This is a genomic window from Parasegetibacter sp. NRK P23 (assembly GCF_023721715.1).
In the GTDB taxonomy this organism is placed as follows: domain Bacteria; phylum Bacteroidota; class Bacteroidia; order Chitinophagales; family Chitinophagaceae; genus Parasegetibacter.
The window spans coordinates 81,723-106,871 of record NZ_JAMDLG010000017.1; the positions used below are offsets into that span (position 1 = coordinate 81,723).

The following is a 25,149-nucleotide window of genomic DNA, read 5'->3' on the forward strand; positions in this document are numbered from 1 at the left end:
GCGGATACAGCCACACCAGGCCAATCCGGTCCGCAATGGCCGGTTAGAAGCAATAAATTCCATAACTTAGTCGGGTTTGGTTGAATAATGAAGCAGTTGTCCGAATGAAAATTGTTTTATTGGCCCACCAAACGTTTACCGGAGATGTTCGCACCATCTTCGGTTTTTTTTTAGCGGCCCGCCAGTTTTTTTATCTTGCCATATTTTATGATGTTTTTTTAGTGTTTAGGGGTATATCATTAATTTTCTGTTGTTCTCCAGCTTGCACCGCAGGCCTACATTTCCGAGAAAACGCAGCACATCGGGAAACGAAAGGTTTCTTTTGATAGCGCCGCCCAGTTTTACATCTGGTACCGACTGTGGATATACCACTTCAATATCATACCATCTCGCGAGCTGGCGCATGGCCTCTTCCAATGAAACATCATCAAAGTCAAATACGCCATCTTTCCAGGCTACAACGGCGGCAGTATTCACACCGGCCACTACTTCCAGTTGTCCGGCACCGTGCCCCATAACGGCTTGCTGTCCAGGTGAAAGCTTTGCCTGTGAGGCGTTTCCGGCGCCTTTCCTGCTTACTTTCACACTGCCCTCCAGGAGCGTTGTCCTAATATTTTTTTCATCGGTGTAAGCGTTCACGTTGAAATGCGTACCCAATACTTCCACTATACCGCGCCCATCCACATCTACCCGGAAGGGTTTCTTTTCATTGCGGGCCACTTCCAGGTAAACTTCCCCTTTCACTGCGATCTCTCTTACCGGACCGTTGAAATGTGTGGGAAAAGTGATGGAACTTTCTGCGTTGAGCCACACTTTTGTACCATCAGGCAAGGTAATCGAATATTGTCCGCCGCGGGGTGTGGACATTGTATTGTAGGTAACCGCAGTATTTTCTGAATTCCCGTACACCACCTGTCCATCTTTTTTGGTAATCTCGGTACCATTCTCAATGGCCAGTTGCCCGTTTCCCGCATCATCCAGTGTTATGGTGCTTCCATCGGCCAGCACCAGCACGGCTTTCTGACCACCGGGTTGTATGTCATTTCTGCCTGAATCATGCGCAGCTATGGAAGGCGGGGCGGCATCATTTCCGTTATACCGGTAGAAATAAACGCCGAGCGCCACAAAAAGTATAACTGCTGCCGCATACCTGAACCAGGCCTTTTTATACATCGGCATGCGCGAAGTGGCTTCCCACTCCTGCACTTCCGCCTGCTGAATGATCTGCTTTGCTGCCGCGGCGTAATCATATACCGCCGCGCTGTCTTCCGTAGCAGCAGCCCCTTTACTACCGGGCAGTTCATCCCACAACGCCCCCACCTCTTCATGAATTTGATCTTCATGAGCAGCAGCAGCCACCGCTTCAAAAAATAACTTTAACTCCGATGGCGTGATCGTATTGTCCAGGTATTTCTGAAGCAGCGCTTGTAAAGGTTGTGTTTGCCGGGTCATAAGGTTGTATGTTTACTAATGACGAATTTTACAACCCGGCAGGCCCATCGCCATTAAAAAATTATGAATTTTATTTTCAGCAGGAGAAAAACAGCCACAGCAACGATGCATTGCCGGACTTTTTAGCGAGGTGCTCCCTGATCTCATTTAAGGCTGCCAACATACTGTTTTTCACGGTCTTATGGGATATATTGAGGTGCTTTGCGATCTGGTCGTAGGTCATATTGTGTTCCCTGCTCAGCAGGTAAATCTGTTTTCTCCTGGGGGGAAGCTGATTGATAATTTCCCGGAGCAATTGCAGGCTTTCTTCATCCAGTGTACTTTGGTCATCATTTTCATGAAGCCTTTGGATGTGCGCCGCATAAGCTTTGTGCAGCTTGTCGTGCCTTGCGGCCACGCGGAAAAAGTCAATGGCTTTATTGTGCGCGATCTTTCGGAGAAAAGCGCCGGGGTCTGCAATTTGACTCAGCAATTCCCGACCCGCCCACAGTTTCAGGAAGATATCCATAGTGATCTCCTCCGCTATTTCTGAAGATTTGGTAACGAGAAGCAGGTATTGGTAAAGCTTGTCACGGTAACGACTAAAAAAGAGTTCGAACGCCCGTTCGTTACCCTCAGCAATTAACAGCAATAATTCATAATCACTTTGCATCTGATTCCCATTCAAACATTCGTTATACCTAAGCTTGTTCTGAAAATCCAGCAACGCTGAAAGATGGGCACAGGTATATAATGGGCTTAAAAATCTGCTTTTTTCATCAATGACCGAAAAAATTTAAACGATTGGCCTGATTAGCGGTGAGCTGGCTGCGTGTACTTATAAGTGAACTGATCTATATCAATTATCCCATCCTCCGCATGGTCGTTGTAATTGAACAACGCGATCCTGTCGCCCCTGTAAGCGCCCCAAACCAGTTGCCAGGGCTGGCCGATGGCGGTGAAATTTTTTCCATCTGAACTATAACTGAAAGTATTGATGCCATCCAATCCCCAGGTTGACCGCATCCAGATGATATTGTCTTTCACTACAGGTCCGGGAGTTACCACGCCATCCACCACATAATTTAATGTTTTCCCTCCTGCGTTGCAAGAGACCTGCACGGCCGCGTATTTAGGGTATCCGAAATGCGCCAGTCCCGCTCTCTGGCCTTCTGCCATCCTGCTGATGTCCAGTTTCACGACCACTTCACTCCGTTCCGTACGGTAAGCGCGTTGGGTGAGGGTGTTGCCCGCTTTGAAGAAATCATTTGCTTTCAGCGGTTGGAAGGCATGCAGGCGAAGCCACCCCTTCCTTTCCGTTAACGACCATTTCCCGGAACGGGGCTGGTAGTTCCACTCCCATTGCGGGGAGAGTGTGGCGACCCGGAAATCATCATCCGTTTGCGGCACCATCTTCGGATGGCCCTGCGCAGGCATCTTCCCGCCCCAAACCATGCGCCCGATGGTATCGGGCCCTACGGCTCCAAGTATGGGCCATCCGTTCACCCAGTTCACCGGCAGCAAACTCATGATCCTTCCGCTCCAGTCGCCAGAACCGTGGTGCGTAAGGAAATACCAGTCGCCCGCCTTTGTTTGCACAATACCGCCCTGGTTCGGTTCCCGCCATTCCTGCTGGGCGTGACTCAGTTGTTTTACTTCGTAAGGGCCGTAGAGGTTTTTCGACCGTTGCATCATTACGGCCCGCCCATCAGGTTTTACTTCACTGAAAAAATGGTAATAAGTGTCTCCTATCTTAAACAACTTGTTTGCTTCGCTGCCTTTAGACTGATAAATTACTTTATCAGAATCCCGAATCAGGGTTTTTCCATCGGGGGTCATTTTGAAGAGATGAATTTTATAGCCGTCCGCGAAATGTGTTCCAATAAAATAACCTTGTCCGTCATCGTCCCAGAAAGGGCAGCAATCGTCCCAACCTTTTTCTGCCATTACCTGGTGCAGCGGCTCCCATGGGCCCTCCGGACTTTTAGCCGTGGTCATGAAATAGCCTTTTTCAGGATCACCGAAATAGATCCAGAATTTTTTATTGTGGTAACGGATCGCGCCGGCCCATATTCCCCTTCCATAACAATTCATCCTGTCCCAGTTCATTTCAGGAGAAATCGTGGTGATGTCTTTTACGGCATGCGCAAGTATTTTCCAGTTCACCAGATCTTTGGAATGCAGCACAACGAAGCCGGGTGAGAATTGAAAAGTAGAGGATACCGCGTAATAGTCATCGCCTACACGGATACAATCCAGGTCACTGTAGTCTCCCGGTAATACAGGGTTTACATAATTGCCGTTTCCCTGGTCGCCCCAATGCTTCCAGTTGCCCCAAACAGGTGTACCAACAGGTTGAGCCGCTGCGTGAAGCCCCACTATACTAAATGCGAGTAAGAAAAAATATTTAAGCATGGCAAACGAATATATTTGATACCGCTAACCGGGTAAATATAATCCGCTTGCAGGTTTATATATTGAACTATGTTGGTAAAAACCGGTACTATTTTGCCGTGGTGCGCAATACGGCTGTCCGTTATTTTCCACCTGAAAGTTTCATCACCCATCCGTAACCGCCATTGGGGAGGTTGGGATGCACATCAAGGCCACGGACCACACATTTTCCTTTCCTGTAAGTGTACGCGATCTTTTTATCCGATCCAAGCCAGGCAACTTTCGCGGGTGCATCCGGCAAGGTGATTTCCAAAGTACTACCCTGCGGCTTTGTGATGAATACAAAAACATCTTTGCCTTTGCGCGTAAAATAAACACCATCACCCGGCTCCATATCCGCGGCGGTGGTACCGTAAATAGCTTCTCCATTCGTTTTCAGCCAGGCGCCGAGGTCGGCAAGGCGTTGTTGCATAATTACAGGGATCGTTCCATCGGCAGCGGGCCCGATATCCAGGAGCAGGTTCCCGCCGCGCGACACCTTCTGGATGAGCATGTGGATCAGTGCGTCTGAAGTTTCATAATCGGCCAGGTTCTCGTTCCGGTTGTAGCCGAAAGAACCGCCGATACCCCGACATTCCTCCCAGGGATGGTCAAACTTCTTCTTGGTGGCATCTTCGTTGTGTACAATATCATATTCTGTAGTGTAGTAACCGCCGTGCTTCCCCCTGGTTTCTTTCCCCCAACGGTCGTTCACCACCACGGAGTTTCTAACGGAACTTTCATTGTAGAGCCAGGCGAGGAACTCGGTGCTTTTCCACGTAGCGCTGGCGTGCTCCCATTCCCCGTCGGGCCAGATGATCTCCGGTTCATAGCGTTGCACCAGGTCCTTCATTTGCGGGATCATGTGGTCGGAAACATATTTGTTCACATCCGTTTTATACAAGGGATTGAACCACTCATACAGCGAATAATATAAGCCCATGTGCAGCCCTTTCGCTTTTACCGCTGCGCTCAGTTCACCGGCAAGATCGCGGTGCGGCCCCACATCTACGGCGTTCCAGTTCCACGACTGCGCACTGGGCCACAAAGTGAACCCATCGTGGTGTTTGGAAGTAAGCACCACATATTTCGCGCCCGACTGCTTCATGACTTCCGCCCATTGTGCGGGATCGAACAATTCAGCCTTAAATGCCGGCGCGAAATCCTGGTATTTTGTATTGGGACCATAAGCGGCGTTGTGGTATTGCCTGAATGCTTTTCCCACGTTCGAACTATCTGTTACCAACCGGTTCCAGTACCATTCCGAATATTTGGAATAGGTAGCGTACTCCTTCCCTACGGGCGCCCAGGCCGGAACCGAATAAACGCCCCAGTGAATGAAGATGCCCAGTTTCGCATCTTTAAACCATTGCGGAACCGGGCGGGCATCCAATGACGTCCAGTCGGCGGTATATTTTTTTTGCGCATGACTATAACCGGTAGTAAACAGTACAGCCGTGAACAGAAAGCATCTTTGGAAAATGGATCGGATAAATTTCATAACGCGTAAATTGAATTAATACAGAATGCCACCCACATACAGCACATTCTTTTCATAAGGTGCCCAGTCTTTCACTACCACGTTCCGGGTTTCAAGGATGGCGGCCTTGTTCAATGGTGCCGGAGAAAGCCTGATGGTAGCCGTATGTTTACCGGGTGCAAGATCAGTGAGTATAAAATAATTGAGCCTGTAATAAGTACTGAAGGCATCGAAACGTGAAATCACGCGGGGCGGCTGCTGATCGATGGTGAGCTCAATGGCCGAAGTGCCGGGTCCCATAATATCTGCCAGCCCGAAACGTGTGCCTTCAAAATTAACAGTGAGCGTTGCTTCGGGTGAAGCCGTTGCATATACGGTGCGCATCAGCGAATAATACTCTTTGCCCAAGGTCACGGAATCGGTGGTACCCCAGTTGCCTGAAAATTTCCCCTGCGCTTCAAGACTTACCATTCCTGCATTTTCCCAATTCCCGGCTTCTAACGCACCAGGCAGTGTATGCTTTACCGGGGTACGTTTTTCTTTCATCTGCATGAGGTACTTATCCAGCGCCGCGGTGTACATTTTATGCCCGGTTTGCGGCAGCGGGTGTACGCCATCCAGTGAGAACAGGGGGATATCGGCATGCTCCTCTTTCTTTCCTGAAATGCGCATACGCCCCCTCGTTATTTCGTTCACAACGTCCAGCCCCATATGGATGGAAGGAATACCATAGTGGTTCGCTACTTGTTCCATAGCAGATACGGATGCCGGAAATTTTCCTGCCTGTAAGGTGGGCAGGTTTTCCGCCGAAAAAGTATATACAAAACAAATATCCATTTCGGGATCAGCATTCCACAATTGCCGTACAATACCTTCCATGGTTTCCCGCACCAGCTTCATGCGCCAGCGGTTATCGTTTACCGCGAACTCTACGAATACCAGGTCGGGCCGGTGATCGGTCACGTGCTGTTTCAAACGGCAGGCGCCAAAATCGGAGCCGGTGCCACTTACCGCCGCCATTACTTCCTGGAACGTGGTTTTAGGGTATTGGTCCATCAGTTTTTCAATAATCTGATCACGATACCCACCACCCGCGCGGGTGATGCTTCCGCCAAGGAAGGCGATCTTCATTGGTTTGCCTGAATTCAACTTAGAGAAGAAATTGGGTAATCCGCCTCTCGGCGCGAACGCTTTTACGGGGAGCAACGAATCCGGCTGCGCCGGTTGTACCTGCTTCGAAACGGCCAGCGCCCGGAACCAGTTCTCCGCGATGATCCGCGCCCCTTCCCTGTTGGGGTGCACTTTATCTGAAATGGCATGGATGCTCCAGTTCCAGTTGTTGCGTTGGTCAACATATACCACAGACGGATCTTTCAACGAATCCACCATATTGCGCAAGGCATCATCCAGTGCGGGAATATATTCATACTTGGGCAATTTCCCTGCGGTAACCACGCCGGCCACGAATACCTTTGCAGATGGATTTATCTTTTTGATAGTGGCAATGATAGTACGGTGCGCGTTCAGAATACCCGCCACCGGCTTTTCTTCCGCGAAATGATTGTGCCCGCTGTGTAAGAGTACCAGCTTTGCAGGGTATGCCCTGTAAATACTGTCGATTTTTTTGGCGATGAATTCCGCCGTCATACCACTGAACGCCGCGTGGCGCAAGGTATCCCCGGATTGAATACTGGTTTTTGGGCCAACGAACCGCGGATGATAACCAGACTGTTTCAGCAATGAATCCAATGTGAAGAGATAGGAAAAGAAACCAGGACCTCCTTCTGTAATAGAATCGCCCAGACCAAGTATTTCAAGGTCATGCTTCTTTTCTGTGCTTTGTTGTGCCAGCCTGGCCGCGCATCCTGCAAGCAGTATAGACCAGGTTAAAAAAAGGTATATATATCGTGTATTGGTAAGCATTCTTTTGTTCAATGGTTGATGGTTTTAATGGGAAATCGAAGTTCACGCCCATCGTGGGGTGTTGCGATTATTTCGAAATCTACGGCATCATTTACATTCGTCAAAGGAAGATCAAATTCAAAAGGATAGTTTTCATCCGTAACTGAAGACCATGTTTGTGTCCCATTGATCCGATAACGGAACGTGCATGCTTTCCAATCTTTTTCCGTTTTGTTCGCATACACATAAAACACTGCGTTACTGGCGTTGGTTTGAATAACCATGGCGGTTGCGGTGGCCGAAGTATCTTTTAACGAATGGTAGCGCAGGAACCTGTTCTTACTGATTGACCGCTGCTCCGGAAGCTCTTTCTCCAAAGGCGCCATTCCTTTCACTTGAATACAACGGAGGCCGCCGGCAGGAATGGTAAGAGAAAGTTTACCATTCTTTATTTTCCCTTCAGCAGCCTTTCCTTCCATATCGTGCAGGAGGATGGTATATTCCTGATCCATATCCCAGGGAATCACCTCACGATTCAGGAAAATATTTTCAGTTACCGCCTTGCGGGAAGTATTGGCGAAAGCCAGAAAAAGGTCGGTTTCATTGTATCCCATGATATAATTGAAGGCGATCCCATCTGAACGGATGGCATGGGAAGGCATCCAGAGTTGCACGTTCGGATTACCCATTACCGTTCCTTTCTTCGCACCGTACACCTGGCTCGTGAGAAAAGCGTACCCGGGCGCATAGGTGCCAGGGAAATCGATTTGTCCTTTTGAGCGGTAATAGAAATCGGATACGAGAAAGTCCATCAGTAAAGCAAGATGCGGCCATACATGATTATAGAAGATAGCGTTGTACTTCACATCCGCGAACGGGTGCATGGGATAATCCTGGCGCTGGTACACATCGGTATGCAGGGAGGTGAAATAATAGCCCGGAAAATTGCTGTATCGCCCGACAATTGCGTTGTAGGCGGCATTCCGGAGCAGCGTATCCCCTGAGCAATGCGCGAGGCGCAGCAACCAGGCAGCGTGGTGCGCGAGCATAACCGGCCCGAAAGCATAGGTATTGGGCGCTTCGGGGATAAGGCCATTCAAAGAAGTTTCCCAGGCAGGAACTGTTTGCTCGGGCACATAACTGGTAACATCCATCGGCACGAATGGTGCGCCTTCCAAGGCACTCACCCTTCTTCCCGGGAATATGCCTTCCACCTTTCCCCCTTTGTTCACCGTGATGTTTGTTTCGGGAGGGGCGGGGTTGCTCCTGGTCCAGAGCAGCAATTGTTTCGCTCCTGTAACGGCAGCCTTTAAATACAGCGAATCTTTGGTTTCCTGGAAAAGCTCAAAAAGATCGTAAATCCGGAGCCCGTAATCCGTAGTAAAACCCGCGCCACGGTCACGTAGCCCGGGTGAATCAAAAAAGGTATGTGAATAGTTGTGGTACACCTGCCGGAGGTAATCCTTCGCGCCATCAACAGCTTTGCGCAAGTCTTCGTTGTTGCGGTGTAGCCTGTACCTCGCCAGGTAATCCTGCCAGCTGCCGCCGCCCGTTTGCGTGTTCATGTTCAGTTGCCTGCTTTTGCCGAAAAGCCGGTTCGCCTCCAATGCGAATGCAGGGGTATAGCCGTTGGTCATTTCATGAAGTGCCGACAATTCGCCTATGTCCACACAGGGCCCGTTGAGCAGGTGCGAGGGCACCTGACTCTGGTGCGCGGAATCGCTGGTGCTGAAAAGGAATTTCTCCCTGCTCATCACATATTCTATTGTTGGAATCGCACGTCGGCGCAAAATTTCTTCGTTGCCCGTAACCATGGCCAGGCTAAGCGCGTGTAAAGCTGAAACATTTTTAACCGTGCCTGGTACATCAAACTGGTAATCGGAAGCTTTCAGTTCCGCGTTCCAGCCGCTGTACACATCGTTCATCGCGAAGTTCAGCATGTTTTCAAAGGTCTGGTTGAGGGAAGTACGCGCATTCTCCCGCTCCGAACGGTAATTGAATACAGTAGACAACAAATGCGTTGTTCCCGCTTGCCAGTCGCCGGGATGCAGCACATACACCAGTCCGATATGGAACTTCTCTCCTGCTTTCAAGGCCGCACGTTCCGTTCCGGGCAAGGGCGCATATATTGTAGGCTGTGCCTTTCCCTCCGGGTTACGGACCGCCATTCCAAAAAGACTGTTCCCTTTCGGACCATCCTCCGGGAAAACCGACCAGAATGCATTGCTCTTTTTGCCTGCGTTGTTCCATTGCGCGCTCCGTGCATAACGGTATGGGATATCCGATAGCAATACGGCCAGTCCCTCGGTGTAACCATGATGGCTCGTGAATACCGCGGCGGTATTGGCATACGCCTCTTCCGTGAGTGCAAACCTTGAAGGAAAACGCTTCCAGCTCCACGTGAGCGGCTGGTACACAAAATCAACAGCAGCGGAGTCTACTTTTGGCATTCCGGAAAAGCCCAATGAAAAATGCCCCGCTTTCCGTGCCGTCATTTCCATTTCAAAAACCGGCGCTTCCTGCCCCTGAATAAATTTTATGGTAAGTGAAACATGCGCGGCGGCCGGGTCTTTGAAGGTGAACACCAGTTGATTCCCGCTGATCTTATACGCACGGGCCACCAGAGGGGTATTGCCTAAAGCATTGATGTCCGGTATTGTTATGCCGTTCTTGTTCCAGGCCACCACTCCCGGCTGGCCGTCCATGGAAGCACTGGTCATTTCCGGTGTTGTATTGCTGTATACCAGGTTCAGCGCCGGGGTTACTCTGCGTTGCAGGTTAGATGCTTTGTGGGTTACAATAAACCCTGGCGACTTTTTAAAATCAGCCGCAGGCTGCACTTTATAATGCGCATTCTCTATACTTTCCTGGCTTATGGCCAATACGGGCATAACCACCAGCATACACCAGAACAGGAAGCGTTCTCCGTAGTTCTTTTTTGTAGTTAATTTCTTTCTGACAACAGTTCCCATCGGCATCATGTATCGCAATTAAATATTTTATTTTTTCAGCAATTCTATTTCAACGAGCAACATCCCGTATGTGTCCAGGTCCACTGGCAACAAGAGCATATTTTTGCCTGAAGTAACCTGGTAAGAACGGGTATCAATGCGGTTCAACAGTGCTGCTTCTTTTTCCGTAAAATCTTTTTCATACCGGTCTGCGCCACGGGTAAGCGGCAAGGTCTGGTATTCATCACGGGACAATACACGAAGCATGGCGCTGTCTTCCGGTGTACTGAAAAATTGGGTAACCTTCAACACCCGGTCCCTGAAATGCGGCGGAATATCTTTCAGCACAAGTTCAATATTTTTATACGAGAGCGGTGTTGCCTGGCTGTAGAAAATTGATGGCGAAGCGGCGTACAGCAACACACTGATGCGGTCCGCTGTTTTGGTGGCGGTGGCATGCAGCCCAAACCCCTGCGCATCAACCGGTGTGGACTTTACGGGTATTTTTTCGTCTCCGAGCTTATTCCGCAGCAACATACCTTTCGCGTAAGTGGAAAGAACTTGTTGTTCCCCGTAGGTGAGTAAGGCGAAATGCCAACCCGCGCCACTGATGGGTATCCAGTTGCCGGGCATCTGCTCATAATAATGGTGAATAGCGGCGCTGAAGTTGGCCATCGCGGCTTCTTTGCGCATGGCGCCGCGCAGATCGCTGAGGTCCTCAATAGTGGAAGGTTCTGCCAGTCCCATTTCATCGATGATAACGGGAAGTTCCGGGTTCAGTCCATACTTTTTCAGCAAATGCTGAAGGCTATCGTTCACCCCTTTGATCATCGCCGGGTAATTGCCCGGGAAAAGATAGGTGTGCCAGGTGAGGTAATCCAGGCGTTTCCGGCCTCCCGTATCTTTACTGTACCTTTCTAAAAAACCCTGAATAAAATCCCAGCGGCTGTTGGGATTATTGCTGCCCAATCCTGCAACCCTTACCTGGTCGGCTTCGGAACGGCCTTCGTTAAAAAGATATACCGCTTCGTACAAACTTTTATAGAACATATAATGCGCATCCGCATGCACTTCGGCATCCGACATGTTGTCCAGTTCATAAGGCATCTGGATGATCTTCAACCTGGGACAGACCTGCTTCGCATAACGCAGGGTGGTAAGATAGCCCTGCGTTATCTTATCCCATTCTGCACCGGGAATGCCCGCTTGCGGTAAAGCAATGGTTCCCGCTTTGGTATGCTGCCTGTACAGCTTCACGACCGGAGAAAGTTGCAGGTCGAGCATGACCGAATCGGCATACGTGTTGGCTACGGTCAGCCATTCTTTGAGGTAGGTGAGCTGACTGGAATCGAGTTGCGCGGGATCCTCCATTTTCCAGGGCAGATAATGGTGCTGGTAGCGGAACAGAGAGAATTTCTTTCCCAATGCGTTGGTCACGGATTTTGCCATTCCAGCCATTTGAGGCGAAGGGTCACCGTATTGAAAGTCTTTTACGGGGTTGCCGGAGTAAGCGGTCACACGGCGTTCACCCCGGTCGCGCTTTTCAGTTGGACCGGCACAAAAAACTTCCACCTTCGCCTGCTGTAACAACGCATCAGAACGCTGTGCGGTGGCAACCTGCCATTCGCGCAGTTGTTGCGCATGTAATGCCGCTGCAGCTTTGATCGTATCCTTTAAAAGTGGCGATTCCGAAAGTTGAAGATAAGGGTCAGCCTGGTGCATGTCCCTGTAAAGTGAACCGATGAGCAAAGAAGATTCCACATCCATGTGGCGGGTGGATGAGCTGAAATAGAACTCCGTTCTTCCACCGTAACCCAGCAATGGCGGATAAACCGTGAGGTGCATCATACCACTGGCGTTCAGCACTGGTTTCGCGTTGCCGGATCCTGCAATTTTTAAGGTGATGAAATTCACTTTAAACAACCCTCCGGTGATCGTTTGTTCTGCCTGTGGATTCAGTTTACAAACGATGGTTTCTTCCGAAGCGCCTTTCACGCGAAGCGAAAAAGCGATGGCTTCTTCCGACCCGATGGTGTATTGAAAAGGAATTAAAAAAGATACCGGTTTTCCCGCTGCTTCATAAGGTACTGTTTCACTGGTGCACATTACTTCGCGGGAATAAGGAGAACCGCCTCTGAAGAGCAGTTGTACGCCATGAACCGCATTGCCGTCCCAGGTTTTGTAGGGATGCGACCACAAAGCGCCGTCGTACCACCCGAACTTTCCGCGCAGGGCGTCTTGTTGCGCTACGACATTGTTTTCGGGAAAAGGAAATTCGCTGTAGCCAAACCGCCATTTGAATGCGATGTGTGCATCGCCTTTGTACCAGGTGCGTGCACCGTTTTGTGCGAACGATGTTCCTGTTAACGCCAACAGCCATCCTGTTAAAAAAGGTAAACGGATCAGAAATATGGTGCGATAGATACTTTGCATGAGCTTAGGAAATAGTCTTCAGTTCCGCGGGCTTCGCGGTGTTTACAAACATTTTGATCAGCACGGCCAGGGCTACGAGCATGACCACCACACCCGTTACCAGGGCGATGTTTCCGTTCTCCGCGATGGCGCCGAGTATAGTGATGCCCAGGCCTACGAATGCCGTACTCAGCGCAATCACCCGGGTGCCAAAGATGTTCTGTTTCACGGCTTCGCCGCTGTTAAAGGCGGCATTTCCTTCCGTATTGAGGTGAAGGAATGGAATATTGTTACCAACATAATAAGCGTATGTTTCATACACACTCAGCATCAGCAATGGCAACCCAACCCCCAACACAGTTTCCATGGTACGCGACAAGGTGATGCCCAGCATTCCCGGGGCCAGCACTTTAAAGAAAAGGCTTACCACCAGGGAGATGACGGATATCCAGATCAGTGACCCGGCGGTTTGCCGTTTGGAAAACAGCGAAAAGATCACCGGACCGAACAAACTTCCTCCCGCAATGGCCGCCGTACTCAGCACCACGTTCACGATTCCGCCTGCGGCGGGCACCAGGATAGCAAGAAATATGGTGCCTGCTCCAAAAAGAATGGTAAACAAACGGGCCACAAGAATAGTCCTTTTTTCAGAACTGTTTTTGAAGAACACATCTTTATAAATATCCTGCGCGAAAATAATGGCCGCGGTATTGATGGTGGTATTCGCCTTGCTGGCCGTGGCTGCGATCATGCCCGACAATACCAGCCCGATGAGTCCGGCAGGCAGCACTTTCTGGCACAGCATCATGTAAGCGCCTTCCGCTTCCATGCCTTCCAGGGCCGGGTTGATGACGCGGTACACCATGGGTGGCAGCATCCAGATGACCGGCGCCACGAGGTATAGTCCAGCGAAAAGCCAGGCCACCTTTTTAGCATTGCGCGGCGTGGAAACAGATGTATAACGCTGCACATAACTCCAGTTGCCCGCGATGTACACCACCTGGTACACAAAAAAGGACAGCATAAACCCGAGGTCGTATTCCGTGTTCAGCGGATCAAAAAAACGGGCCGGGACTTTTTCCAGAAAATTCGTCATACCCCCCACTTCCGAAAGCGACAACGGTATAATGATGATCACCGCGGCGGAGAGGATCACAAACTGCACCACATCGGTTGCGAGCACGCCCCACAATCCGCCGCCGGTCGTATAAATGATGATGGTAACGCCAATAGCGATGATGCAGGCTTCCAGCGAAAATGGCGTGGCCACATACACCACTTTACCTACGGCATACAATACAGCGGCGGTACTCACCAGGCTGTACAGCAGCACCATATAACTGTAATATTGTTTGGCGTTTCTTCCATAGCGTTTCCCGAGGTATTCAGCCGCGGTGGTGGCACCCGTTCTTTTCCAGCGTGCGGCTATAAAAAGCGCTGTTACCAGTCCGCTCAAACACATCGTGAACTGAATGGTATTGGCTACCAGGCCGTATTTGTAAGCGATAGAACCCCATACCACGAAGGTGGCGGCTGAAAAATAAGAGATGAACAAAGAAAGGCCGTTGATCCACCAGGGTGTTTGTCCGCCCGCCTCAAAAAAGGAGCTCGCGCTCTTACTGCTTTGTACGGTAAAGACCAAACCGATGATGACCATCAGGATCGCGAACACGCTCATTACTACAAAATCCAGTGTACTCATAGTGTATTAATAACATCTGATCTCAAAAATAGCGGCGGGAACCCTGTCGGATGGGTGTTCACATCGCACAACAATCGTATCGGTTAAAACGGGTTCCTCCAGTGTAATCGTATTCCTTGTCTGGTAGTTGCCTTTAACTTCCCGCAACAGGTTACCACGTCCGTCATAAATGTAGTAATTCCTGATGCAGAAGGGCATTTCCTTTTCCGGGTGGTGCATCAGCACCGATTCCATGGGATGGTCGAAATCGGTATCGAAACTGAGTTGGATGGAGGAAATACGCACTTCCTGCTCCCAGGTGAGCATTACAAATGGTGTGGCATCTTCTTTTGCGGCCACCCATGCATTGGGCGCAAGGTAAGGCCGCGCATAGCCGTTGCAGATATTTTCAGCTGAGAAAGTATGGACCGGTTCCGCGAAGCGCAGCGCCATGTTCCATCCTTCCGGACGGCGTTTGGGCGTCCAGAATTCAAATGCGTCCACGCCAATATCTTCGGGCGGTGTTTGCTCACCCGTATTGGAAACGGCTTTGTTTTCCGCCTGAAAAAGCGACAGCACACCCGTCAAACGGGCATCGGATAAATATGCCGACACCCCGGGATTTTTTCTGAACAGGAGAAAAACATACTGGCGCTTCGTGAACGCGGTGTTCCATTCCAGTTCTATGCAATTCCTACCAGGTTCCAGTTGCAGCAATTTTTCTTCCAGGATGGTATCGGGGGTATAACCCGCCACCCTGCTGCTGCCCACGAGTTGCACGGGAACACTGGTGCGCTCCTTCGCATGAAGGTGCAACCGTATCAGCGGGAGTTTACCGGGTGAAACGGGGAGCATTTGCGCCATGCCCACATCAAACGGCAGTGTGTTTCCGTTTTCAGGCAATTCCGTTAAGGCGTATTCGCTTGAAGCGGTGATGGTGGCCTTTGAAACGAGGTCCTCCATATCCATATTCTTTACGCCCGGAATGAACTGACCGCTTCTCAGCAATCTTTGTTGCAATGCCGGAATCTGCTGCCCCACTTCACGGGGCAGCAGATTTTTCTCGGTAGCCATTACCGCGGCCATGGCCACGGCCTGCGCATTGTTGGCGGCGGTGCCCATTACGCGGGTGGAACCGAAAGCCACATGAGAGGCGCTGATGATCCTTCCCGTAAGAAAAAGGTTCCGGATATTACGGCTGTAAAGACTTCTGTAAGGAATATCGTAAATACCTTTGCTGTGCCACTGGTTGCAACCCGGCAGTTCGCTGAAAACACCATCGGCGGGATGCAGGTCGATGGACCAGCCTCCGTAAGATACCGCATCTTCCTGGTGGCGTTGTTCCACCACATCCTGCTGGGTAAGTATATAATCGCCTTCAAAACGGCGGCTCTCGCGCTTCCCTGGAATTGTGCCCACCCACTCCAGCGTGTAGTTGGCTGCTTCAGGGAAATTGCCCGAATTCTTGATGTAGTTCCAGACGCCATATACGATGCGCCAGAGTTCCCATTTGATCTTTTCGGCTTCCTTTATTGTATCCAGTCTGCCGCCGTATTCGATCCACCAGAGTTTACAGCCCTGGTCCTTCAGGTTGAAGGTTTTGTACCGAGGAATATCCTCAATGTCTTTCAGTGCGAAAGATGGCGGCGTGAACTGAACCGGTCTTCCGGTATCTTTAGAGTAAAAGTAGATGGTGTGCCCCAGCAGTTCTCCGTATTCCCGTGAGGGCGCGAATTTCTCCCCGAATTCCTCCTTCGATTCAGCGCCCATCCTGAAAGCAGCGCCTGCAAGAAAAGCGACAATACCATCTCCTGAAGCATCACAGAATAAAGGAGCACGAACATGGTAAACAGTCTGGTTGATGCTGCAATACCCTTTTACGCCGCTGATGGTATCGGCATCTTTTTTCATGACTTCGTACACCGCGGTATTCAGCAACAGGTGGATATTTTTTTCTTCCGACACTTTTTCCAGCAGGATAGAATCGAAGATGATGGGATTGCCTTCAGGATTTCTGTACGTATTCTCCACCAGCAATTCATCAATTACCCCACCTTCTCTTGCCCAGCGGTTGTTGTTGCCCATATGGGACGTGGCGCCGAGTATCCACAGCCTGACCTCACTGGAAGCGTTGCCCCCCAGCACGGGTCTGTCCTGTATCAGCACTACTTTCAATCCTTCTCTGGCGGCCGTAATGGCGCAACACACGCCGCTGATGCCTCCGCCCGTTATTACCAGGTCGGCTTGAATGTGCTCCGTATAAAGTTCTCTTGCGTTTCCGCCTTCATTCACTATCATGCGCAGTAGCTTATATAAGGTTCAATGGTCATTTATTTCCAGTCGTCGTTCTGGGTAAGTTTGGGGTTAGCGTTGATTTCCACCTGCGGTATCGGGAAATATTTGTTCCTCGGTGCGGGTGTACGTGTTGGGTAGTCAGCATTTACGGCTGTGGGAATCACGGTCAGGAATTTGTTGGTCCTTGTAAGGTCGTACCAGCGATCGCCTTCCCCGTAAAACTCCCAGGACCTTTCCTGTAGTACCGAATCGATGAAGGCCGTTTGGGAAAGGCCGCGGGTAAGTGCCGGTAGTCCTGCTCTTTTTCTTACGGAATCAACATTGGCGTAAGCGGTTTCAGCGGGAGCGCCTGCCCTGGCTTCCGCTTCGGCGGCAATCAGGAACGCGTCGGCATAACGCAGGAGGTAAATATTATTGCTGGCGTAGGCCCCTACGGAATTGGGGTCCTTGTATTTGCCCATGATCACGAGGTCCTTGGTGGCGAGTCGTGTATCAATGTTGGCTTGCAACACCGTGGCGCCCGCGGTGGTCATATAGCTGGTGGCCAGTACATTTTTCCGGGTATCTCCCGTCTTGAAAGAATTGTAGAAAGAGCTGTAGGCATAAATACCGCCCGCGCCACCTTTATTGAATTCGTTGGAACCGAGCGGCGCATAGAAATAATGAATCTGTGATTGCCTGATGGGATTGGTCGTGTTGTTGAGTTCCACGGCGAACATTACTTCCTGGCGACCGAGGTCTTTTTTGGCTGCGGTGAACAGGTCGGTGAACGAAGGCACCAGCGTACATTTTTTACTGCTGATCACGGCCTGCGCCTTGTTCAGCGCGATGGCCCATTTTTCGTTGTACAATGCAGCTTTGGCATGAAGGAGTTGCGCCGATTGTTTGCTTACCCTTCCTTTTACGAGTGCCGCGCTGTAATCGGGCAGCATTTGTTCGGCTTTGGTGAGGTCATCGAATATCTGCGCATATACATCATCAATGGGAGACCTTCCCACAACGGCATTGTCGATGGAGTTGGTCGGACTTGTTTTAATCACCACGCTGCCAAAGTTTTTAGAAAGTGTCCAGTGGTAATAGGCGCGCAGGAACAATGCTTCTCCCACAATCTGGTCCCTTCTGTTGGCATCCATTGGAGTGCCGGGTACTTTTTCGATTACCCAGTTGGCGCTTTCAATGGCCTGGTAAGCCCTTCTCCAGATTTCCATGGGCGATTCATTCACGCGGCCAAAGCTGTTCTGCACGGAATATGCCGGATCATAGGAAAATTGGGTAAGGGTATTTCTTCCCACTACGTTCCGGGGGAAGGTCTGATCAGCCGACCAGTCTGAGGCGAAGAAAGGCGCACCGCTGCTGTACATCACGTACAAACTGCCATAAGCCGCGGTAATGGCCGCTTCCGCTTCGGCGGCATTGGAATAGAAGTCTTTGGTATAGGTGGCGGAATAAGCCGTTTCCTCCAGCATTTTTTTGCAACTGGTGAAGGAAATGAAAAGTACACTTATATAAATCAGTTTTTTCATAATGAACATTTTAGAGGGTTACCTGAACACCAACCAGGAATGAGCGTGAAGCGGGGTAAACGATGTTGTCTACACCGAACTGTGTATTCGAGTTGCCGAAAGAACCTACTTCCGGATCGAAGCCGGTATATTCTGTTATGGTGAACAGGTTGTTGGCGCTGATGTAGGTTCTGAGGTTAGATACATTCTTTACTTTGAAAGTATAACCAAGCGAGAGGTTCTTGCAACGGAGGAAGGAGCCGTTTTCGAGGTACCTGTCAGACAAAGGCAATCTTCCGCCCTGGCTTCCTGTCGCAGTCTGGTGATCGGCAGTAGTATTGGAAGGTGTCCACCTGTTCGCGGCGCCTGCCACCAGGTTACGGCCACCAACGGGATTCTCCAGCGACCAGCGCGCGATGTTGAAGATTTTATTCCCATACACACCCGAGAAGAAGGCGGCGAAATCGAAGTTTTTGTAGGTAATGTTGGTGGAGAAACCATAGATGAATTTTGGGTTTGCATCACCTGTAACAATGCGGTCGGCTTCAGAAATTCTTCCATCTGGTTTCCCGTCAGGACCACCGGCCACATCTTTTACTCTTTGTGTACCGGGGCGTGGATTGGTAACGGGCTGACCGGGCAGAATTACATCTCCTGTCTGGAAGATTCCATCATAAACATAAGTCTTGAATAACCCGAGCGGACTACCCACCCGCAGGATATTAAAGTTGTTGATGGCCGTTTCGCGGGTGGTATCATCAGCGAGACGCAGCAACTTGTTGCGGTTGATGGTGAAATTGGTGTTCATGGTCCAGCGGAAATTGTTGTTCCGGATAATATCTCCGCCCAGCGCTATTTCTATCCCTTTGTTTTCGATGGAAGCGAAGTTCCCGGTCACCGTTTCATATCCGGAGGAGAGCGGGAGATTTTTCCGGTAGATAAGATCCGTTGTTCTTTTGAGGTAGGCATCAATCACGAAGTTCAGCCTGTTGTTGAAGAAATCCGCTTCCAATCCGATATCAGACTGAACCGAGGTTTCCCATCTCAGGTCGGGATTGGGCACACCATTGGGCAGGATGGCCTTGTTGAGGGTGTTGTTGAACACATAGTCGTTTCCGGCTGCCACCGTTGCCAGCGACTGGTAAGGTTCAATAGCGGCCTGGTTTCCGGTTTTACCTATGCTGGCCCTGAGTTTCAGGTTCGTAATACTGCCAATATTGTCCATAAAATCTTCCCGGCTGATGTTCCAGGCCACGGCGGCTGCGGGGAAGAAACCATATTTATTGTTTTCTCCGAATTTGCTGCTGCCATCGGCACGCGCAGTAAGGTCAAGGAAATATTTCCCTTTGTAATTGTAGTTGATCCTTCCGAGGTAGGAGATCAGCGCGTCTTTTGTGCGTCCTGTACTTACTGAAAAAGTTCTGGCGGTTTGCAGCGCTTCGTTGGCCGTGGCGTCGTTGATGAAACCGTAGCCGATCATGTAATTGTAATTGTTGTTGTTTTCCAGCGTGCTGAAAACGCCGGTAAGTTTCAGCGCATGGTCCTCATTGAATGTTTTATCGTAAGTGAGGATGCTTTCGTGCATGAGGCGGATGAAATTGCTGTTATACTTCATCCCGTAACCACCGAGTCCTCCTGCAAGCGATATTTCCCCGGAGGAGAATGCTGAAGTGGGGAAATAATAATCGTTGAGCGCATTGTTGGTATTGGCGCTGAGGTTGATCCTGTAGCGCAATCCTTTCAGGGGGAACACATCCACATACACATTGCTCAGTACGGTATTGGTGCGGGTAATGTCCATTGTTTGCAGGCCCAGCACGGGATTCCTCAATTCAGAATAGAAGGATCCGTAGGGTTGATCCCGCCAGGCCCAGATGCTGCCGTCTGTATTGTAGGGCTTCAGGGTGGGTGGCGCTGCGAGTGCGGCCCCGATCAGCGATTGGGTGAGTCCGCCACCATCGTTATTCACAGAACCTGTTTGTACGCGGTTGTTCACGGAACGTGTCATGGTCGTATTCGTTCCGATCTTCAACCAGCTTTTCACCTGGTGATCCAGGTTCAATCTAACGGAAAAACGATCGAACTTCGAGTTCACCACCACACCTTCCTGGTTGAAGTAGTTCAGCGAAAGCAAGGCCTGGGTTTTGTCGTTTCCACCCGAGAAACTGAGCTGATGGCTTTGTATGGGCGCGGTACGGAACAAAACATCCTGCCAATCGGTGCCCACGCCGAAGGAATCGGGTTGCGGGAAACGGTTGTTGTTGTAGATTTCATTTTCGATCCGTGCGAATTCAGACGCGTTCAGCATGGGGATGGTATTGGCAACCTGTTGCAACCCATAATACCCATCGTAACTCACCAGCGAAGTGCCGGCCTTGCCGCGTTTAGTGGTAATGATGATCACCCCGTTGGCGGCCTGTGAACCGTAAATCGCTGCCGCGGAAGCATCTTTCAATACTTCTATCGACTCAATATCATTCGGGTTCAGGAAAGAAAGTGAACTCACGTTGTTCGCGTTCCCCCCCACGCTGCTGATATTGCCCAATGTTGGGGGACCTGAAACGCCGGGTGCCGTGGTATTCTGTATTTGTACCCCGTCAATAATATACAGCGGTTCGGAAGACCCGTTGATGGAATTGGTACCACGAAGGCGCACGCTGATGCTGCCGCCGGGAGCGGCATTGTTCTGGGTGATCTGCAAACCAGGTACTCTTCCTTGCAGCCCCTGTGCCAGGTTGGCGATGGGTGTCTGTAAAAGATCGGAAGCTTTTACTGTAGTAATGGCGCCGGTTACCTCGGATTTTTTCCGGGAACCGTATCCAACCACCACCACATCGTCGAGCAACTTATCCAGTTTTTTAAGTTGAACATTCTGGTAGGCGGTACCCGAAGTTGGCACTTCCCGCTGCTCGTAACCGGTGTAGCTGATGATCAGCACAGCGCCGGTGGCCACATTGGTTAAGGTGTACACGCCATCATCGCCGGAAGTGGTGGCCTGCTGGCTGTTCTTCACGCGAACGGTGGCGCCGGCAACAGGCTGGCCATTTTCATCGGTAATAGTGCCTTTAATGGTTTGGGATTGGGCCGCTACTGTGAGCGCAGTTAAACAAGCGACCAGTAGTGTGAGGCAAAAACGTAGTGCCCCTGGCAGGTTGGGGTTCATTTTATTCATAAGCATATCAATCGTTAGTGGATGGTTGTAACATCCGGTTCATGCGAATGGGACTAAATTACGGTTGTTCTTCAATCCTGAAATCCGGCTTATCCACAAGATGTATCGGGAACGATTTCGGCACCGTTCCCGGTAAGCATTCCCGTTATAGACCCGGATATGAATAAAGATAATCCCCGTTGGAAGTGGCTGAATTTCGTTATTTTTCAGACCGCAACTCAAAAACAGGACCGTGATAAGATGCATCAAATGCAATGAAGTAAGCGGTATTGCCAAAGCCGGGCAGGTGCGGGGGAAACAGCGTTATGTTTGCCGGCACTGCAGCTATTATTTCACGCTGCAATCTGTGCCGCCGCCAACTGTTCCTGTAGGGGCCTCACTGCGGCACCATGCAACAATACTTGATATTGCACAGCAACTGAAAATCTCGAAATCCACCGTTTCACGTGCGTTGCGGAACAGCAGTGAAATTAACCTGGAAACAAGGAACGCTGTACTGAAGAAAGCGCAGGAACTGAACTATGTTCCCAATTACTTTGCCTCGAGCCTGGTTAAAAGGAAGAGCTATTCGATTGGCATTGTTGTGCCTGAACTGATCACGAATTTCTTTTCGCAATTCATCATCATCGCGCAGAAAGCAGCTTCTCTTGCGGGTTATGAGGTGCTGATCTGCCATTCCAACGAAAGTTTCAGCAACGAGATGGAAGTACTGAAAAGATTATTCGCTTATCAGGTGGATGGAATTTTGTTGTCGTTGAGCAGTGAAACAAAGTCGCTGGAGCACCTGCATGTTTTTGAAGAAGCGGGTGTACCGGTCATCCTCTTCAACCGCGTGAAAAACAGGCCCGGTTTTCCCAAAGTGCTGGCCGATGATTACCATGGTGCCTTCATGGGCGTGGAGCACCTTATTCACAATGGCTATAAAAAGATTGGCCATATCGGTGGCCCGGATAACCTGCAGATCAGCAAGAACCGGCTCCGGGGTTACCGTGATGCACTCGCTCACCACGGACTGGAATATGATCCCAACCGGGTTGTTTACCACGACCTGAGTTTACAGGGCGCCCAGAAATGCGCCCAATCCCTGCTGGACAAAAACACCGACCTGGATGCGGTATTCGCAGTGAACGATCCTGCCGCTATTGCACTGATCATCGAAGCCCGGAACCGGGGGCTCCGCGTTGGTCCGGACCTGGGCATCGTAGGTTTCAGCAACGATTCCCGTTCCGAAGTAATAGAGCCTTCGCTCACCACGCTGGAACAACCGATAGAACAAATGGCGGAGACCTGTGTGCATTTGCTGCTTAATAAAATCAATGATCCTTCATTTAATATTCCGGCCTCTACGGTGTTGAAGACGCGGTTGATTGAGCGGAGATCATCGGGGCGGGAGGGGTAATGGCTTTATTTCCCCATGTCGCATTCCCTCCTATTTTTGTCGTTACCAGCCACTATTCGTTCCCGTTATTCTCTCTAAGTTTACATCAAAATAAAAACAAGATGGAAAATACCACCAACAACCCCGTTATTACAATTGAAACCACTGTTAACGCACCTGTTGAAAAAGCCTGGACCTATTGGAACGAGCCGACCCATATCACCCAATGGTGTGCCGCCTCCGACGAATGGCATGCACCCCGCGCCACCAACGACCTCACCCCAGGCGGCAAACTGAATACCCGCATGGAAGCGAAAGACGGAAGCATGGGATTCGATTTCGAGGGAACCTACACGGATGTGAAGCACCACGAATTCATCGCGTATGTACTGGCCGATAACAGGAAAGTTGCTGTTCAATTTTTCCCATCAGGAACTACAACCAGGATCGTTGAAACTTTTGAAGCTGAAAGCATGAACCCGGTAGAAATGCAAAAAGCAGGATGGCAGGCGATCCTGGATAATTTTAAGGCTTATACGGAGGCGAATTAATTTTCTCACAGGGAGTTTTTTCAGCGCGTTATATCTTCCACCTATTCCACTCAGCCTGTAGCACTTCAACAATTCTTCGCGTCCTTGCTCCTTTGCGTCTTGGCGTGAAACGAAGCAGGAAGCAGTGCGTCTTAGCGTGAACCTGATTTTAACAAAAACCTAAGCATATCCCCACCCGCCCTGCCGTACCTTTGCCGCAAGATGAAAAAAGTCGCGGCACTCATATTAAGCATTGTTTACCTCGCAGCCACGGTTGCGGGTATGGGGCATGTCTCCAACAAGGCTTCTTATGCGCATGTAACCGCGGGCATCAAACAGCAACTTCAGCAACCGGTTCAGGAGACTTCCGCTTCCAGTTCGGAAGAAGACTTCTCCATCAACTGCCAGCTCAAGAAAACAGCCAAACACCTTTCAGGTAAGGTTAAAGCACCCCGTCCCGCGGGATTCAGCTCCATCATTATCCGGGAAGAAAATGCACCTTCAGTAGCCGCCATTCAGTATGGACTCCCGGAAAACTTCCTGCACGCAAGTCCGCTCCCACTCTACCTGCGGCACTGCGTTTTTATACTATAGAATTGACTTCCATCACAGACGAATCATGATTTTTCCCGGCAGGGAAGAAAAGAAGAACTATTACCGTCAGCAACAACTATTATTCAAGCTATTTAATTCTACACGTATGAAAAAGCAATTCTTCATCGCTGTCCTCCTTATTTCAGGAACTTTCGCAGCCAGCGCACAATCCAACAACGACAACAAGCCCACAAAAGGCTATTATTCTATAGGAAAGAACGCGGAAAAAACTAAAAAAGCGCCATCAGAAGGCATTACCATTAAGCGCTCCGCAACAGCGCCTTCCGTTCAGAAAGGCTATTATTCCATCGGAACCAATAACAGGAAATTACAAAAACCCATTACCATCGTTTCAACTTCCACCCCAGCGGCCCCTTCGAAAGGATATTACGGGATCGGAAACAACGCAGAGAAGCTGAAACAGTAAGATGGCACCTTGCTCAGCAGGCGGCAGCAATGCCGCCTTTTTTTATTGCCCGAACATACGGGTGAAGTATTGCGGGAAGTTCAAGTTCTGGTAGATGTATACCGCAAATACCAATTGGGAAAACAACACCCATAATATAATGCCTGAAAAACTAACCGCCAGCGAACGCATTCTTTCCCCCGCGGTGTTCAACAGCAGGAAACCATTCAATCCCCACGACAGGTACAGGGCCTGCACCACAAATGCAGCGAGGTACAGTATACCCAGTCCCGCCGTTCCTTTTAAGATGCCAGCCAGCGGAAACACCAGCAAAGCGAAGAGCAGGTTGCTGAACGTAATGAACAGCATGTTCGCCGTAAGGTGTTCAGCGTAATTGTACCCCTTCCGCCGGAAAAAAAGCCAGGTGAGCAGCGACAGGAAAGGAATGGCCACCATCGCAATTACGTTCCCGTGTTTGTTCGTAAAGTTGCGCACGTTTTCTACCCGCTGCATGGTGGCAACATATTGATTTCGCCCCTCTTCCGAAGGTATCCGGCGCAACACCTGCTCATCAGGACGTACGGCAATATCGGATTTGCGGAACACCGTTCCGGTGAAAACAAAGATTCCCATGATGATCAGGAAAAAAGTGAAGGGATTGAAATACTTCTTCCGTTTCCCCGCCATATATTCCCGGGCCACCGTTCCCGGACGCAACGCGAGCGCTTTCAACAAATGCAGGATGCCTTTATCGGTATGGGTGAACGCATGAAAAAATTCATGGAAAAAATGAGCCAGCGTTAAACGGTGCGTATGCGCTTTTTGCGCGCATTTCGGGCAAAAACGATCTTCCGCCGTAAGTTCCTGGCCACAGTTAAGGCAATGCTCCATGTTTTTCAGGTTGTTCCTCTAATATAAGCAGTTATATCATTTTTTCACCATAAGCAGGAAGCTCCTTATCTTGTTGCCGGAAACCAATCCT

The 25,149-nt window shown here is 50.1% G+C and carries 16 protein-coding genes; 4 read left to right on the top strand and 12 right to left on the bottom strand.

Features of this window, described 5'->3' with window-relative positions:
• Positions 1 to 225 precede the first annotated feature (225 nt).
• The 11 genes from M4J38_RS18095 to M4J38_RS18145 all read right to left on the bottom strand — a co-directional run bounded on the left by M4J38_RS18095 (position 226) and on the right by M4J38_RS18145 (position 21,265).
• Complete coding sequence (locus tag M4J38_RS18095; protein ID WP_251761216.1) at positions 226 to 1,452, bottom strand: FecR family protein; 1,227 nt, start codon at positions 1,450 to 1,452, stop codon at positions 226 to 228.
• Positions 1,453 to 1,528: 76 nt separating this feature from the next.
• Complete coding sequence (locus M4J38_RS18100; RefSeq protein ID WP_251761217.1) at positions 1,529 to 2,104, bottom strand: RNA polymerase sigma factor; 576 nt, start codon at positions 2,102 to 2,104, stop codon at positions 1,529 to 1,531.
• Positions 2,105 to 2,244: 140 nt separating this feature from the next.
• On the bottom strand, positions 2,245 to 3,846 hold the full coding sequence (locus M4J38_RS18105) for a glycoside hydrolase 43 family protein (protein WP_251761218.1): 1,602 nt from the start codon (positions 3,844 to 3,846) through the stop codon (positions 2,245 to 2,247).
• Positions 3,847 to 3,967: 121 nt separating this feature from the next.
• Entirely contained in the window at positions 3,968 to 5,365 is a 1,398-nt protein-coding gene (locus M4J38_RS18110) for an alpha-L-fucosidase (RefSeq protein ID WP_251761219.1), read from the bottom strand.
• 15 nt (positions 5,366 to 5,380) lie between these two features.
• The gene (locus tag M4J38_RS18115) at positions 5,381 to 7,279 is read right to left on the bottom strand and encodes an SGNH/GDSL hydrolase family protein (protein WP_251761220.1); all 1,899 of its coding nucleotides are present in this window, start codon (positions 7,277 to 7,279) and stop codon (positions 5,381 to 5,383) included.
• Complete coding sequence (locus M4J38_RS18120) at positions 7,276 to 10,218, bottom strand: hypothetical protein (RefSeq protein WP_251761221.1); 2,943 nt, start codon at positions 10,216 to 10,218, stop codon at positions 7,276 to 7,278. Before M4J38_RS18120 ends, M4J38_RS18115 begins: the two co-directional genes overlap by 4 nt.
• Positions 10,219 to 10,245: 27 nt before the next feature.
• Complete coding sequence (locus tag M4J38_RS18125) at positions 10,246 to 12,630, bottom strand: hypothetical protein (protein WP_251761222.1); 2,385 nt, start codon at positions 12,628 to 12,630, stop codon at positions 10,246 to 10,248.
• Between the two features lie 4 nt (positions 12,631 to 12,634).
• Positions 12,635 to 14,311: a sodium:solute symporter family protein gene (locus M4J38_RS18130; RefSeq protein WP_251761223.1), complete on the bottom strand. Its 1,677-nt coding sequence runs from the start codon at positions 14,309 to 14,311 to the stop codon at positions 12,635 to 12,637.
• 6 nt (positions 14,312 to 14,317) lie between these two features.
• The gene (locus M4J38_RS18135) at positions 14,318 to 16,588 is read right to left on the bottom strand and encodes an FAD-dependent oxidoreductase (protein ID WP_251761224.1); all 2,271 of its coding nucleotides are present in this window, start codon (positions 16,586 to 16,588) and stop codon (positions 14,318 to 14,320) included.
• 32 nt (positions 16,589 to 16,620) lie between these two features.
• Complete coding sequence (locus M4J38_RS18140) at positions 16,621 to 18,108, bottom strand: RagB/SusD family nutrient uptake outer membrane protein (protein ID WP_251761225.1); 1,488 nt, start codon at positions 18,106 to 18,108, stop codon at positions 16,621 to 16,623.
• Between the two features lie 10 nt (positions 18,109 to 18,118).
• A complete protein-coding gene (locus M4J38_RS18145; RefSeq protein WP_251761226.1) occupies positions 18,119 to 21,265 on the bottom strand; it encodes a TonB-dependent receptor in 3,147 nt (1,048 codons plus the stop codon).
• Between the two features lie 226 nt (positions 21,266 to 21,491).
• Here M4J38_RS18145 and M4J38_RS18150 point away from each other — a divergent pair, with 226 nt between their 5' ends.
• The 4 genes from M4J38_RS18150 (at position 21,492) to M4J38_RS18165 (ending at position 24,188) form a co-directional block, all read left to right on the top strand.
• On the top strand, positions 21,492 to 22,658 hold the full coding sequence (locus tag M4J38_RS18150; RefSeq protein WP_251761227.1) for a LacI family DNA-binding transcriptional regulator: 1,167 nt from the start codon (positions 21,492 to 21,494) through the stop codon (positions 22,656 to 22,658).
• Positions 22,659 to 22,759: 101 nt separating this feature from the next.
• A complete protein-coding gene (locus tag M4J38_RS18155) occupies positions 22,760 to 23,188 on the top strand; it encodes an SRPBCC family protein (protein WP_251761228.1) in 429 nt (142 codons plus the stop codon).
• A gap of 201 nt (positions 23,189 to 23,389) precedes the next feature.
• Positions 23,390 to 23,761: a hypothetical protein gene (locus tag M4J38_RS18160; protein WP_251761229.1), complete on the top strand. Its 372-nt coding sequence runs from the start codon at positions 23,390 to 23,392 to the stop codon at positions 23,759 to 23,761.
• 106 nt (positions 23,762 to 23,867) lie between these two features.
• The gene (locus M4J38_RS18165) at positions 23,868 to 24,188 is read left to right on the top strand and encodes a hypothetical protein (protein ID WP_251761230.1); all 321 of its coding nucleotides are present in this window, start codon (positions 23,868 to 23,870) and stop codon (positions 24,186 to 24,188) included.
• Positions 24,189 to 24,230: 42 nt separating this feature from the next.
• Here M4J38_RS18165 and M4J38_RS18170 read toward each other — a convergent pair whose 3' ends face one another.
• Positions 24,231 to 25,058, bottom strand: a complete 828-nt coding sequence (locus tag M4J38_RS18170; protein ID WP_251761231.1) for a DUF3667 domain-containing protein — start codon at positions 25,056 to 25,058, stop codon at positions 24,231 to 24,233.
• Between the last annotated feature and the right edge of the window lie 91 nt (positions 25,059 to 25,149).

Bases quoted from the DNA above. Each gene is read 5' to 3' on its own strand.
- M4J38_RS18095 (WP_251761216.1), bottom strand. From the start codon at position 1,452: ATGACCCGGCAAACACAACCTTTACAAGCGCTGCTTCAGAAATACCTG.
- M4J38_RS18100 (WP_251761217.1), bottom strand. From the start codon at position 2,104: ATGCAAAGTGATTATGAATTATTGCTGTTAATTGCTGAGGGTAACGAA.
- M4J38_RS18105 (WP_251761218.1), bottom strand. From the start codon at position 3,846: ATGCTTAAATATTTTTTCTTACTCGCATTTAGTATAGTGGGGCTTCAC.
- M4J38_RS18110 (WP_251761219.1), bottom strand. From the start codon at position 5,365: ATGAAATTTATCCGATCCATTTTCCAAAGATGCTTTCTGTTCACGGCT.
- M4J38_RS18120 (WP_251761221.1), bottom strand. From the start codon at position 10,218: ATGGGAACTGTTGTCAGAAAGAAATTAACTACAAAAAAGAACTACGGA.
- M4J38_RS18125 (WP_251761222.1), bottom strand. From the start codon at position 12,630: ATGCAAAGTATCTATCGCACCATATTTCTGATCCGTTTACCTTTTTTA.
- M4J38_RS18130 (WP_251761223.1), bottom strand. From the start codon at position 14,311: ATGAGTACACTGGATTTTGTAGTAATGAGCGTGTTCGCGATCCTGATG.
- M4J38_RS18135 (WP_251761224.1), bottom strand. From the start codon at position 16,588: ATGATAGTGAATGAAGGCGGAAACGCAAGAGAACTTTATACGGAGCAC.
- M4J38_RS18140 (WP_251761225.1), bottom strand. From the start codon at position 18,108: ATGAAAAAACTGATTTATATAAGTGTACTTTTCATTTCCTTCACCAGT.
- M4J38_RS18145 (WP_251761226.1), bottom strand. From the start codon at position 21,265: ATGCTTATGAATAAAATGAACCCCAACCTGCCAGGGGCACTACGTTTT.
- M4J38_RS18155 (WP_251761228.1), top strand. From the start codon at position 22,760: ATGGAAAATACCACCAACAACCCCGTTATTACAATTGAAACCACTGTT.
- M4J38_RS18160 (WP_251761229.1), top strand. From the start codon at position 23,390: ATGAAAAAAGTCGCGGCACTCATATTAAGCATTGTTTACCTCGCAGCC.
- M4J38_RS18165 (WP_251761230.1), top strand. From the start codon at position 23,868: ATGAAAAAGCAATTCTTCATCGCTGTCCTCCTTATTTCAGGAACTTTC.
- M4J38_RS18170 (WP_251761231.1), bottom strand. From the start codon at position 25,058: ATGGAGCATTGCCTTAACTGTGGCCAGGAACTTACGGCGGAAGATCGT.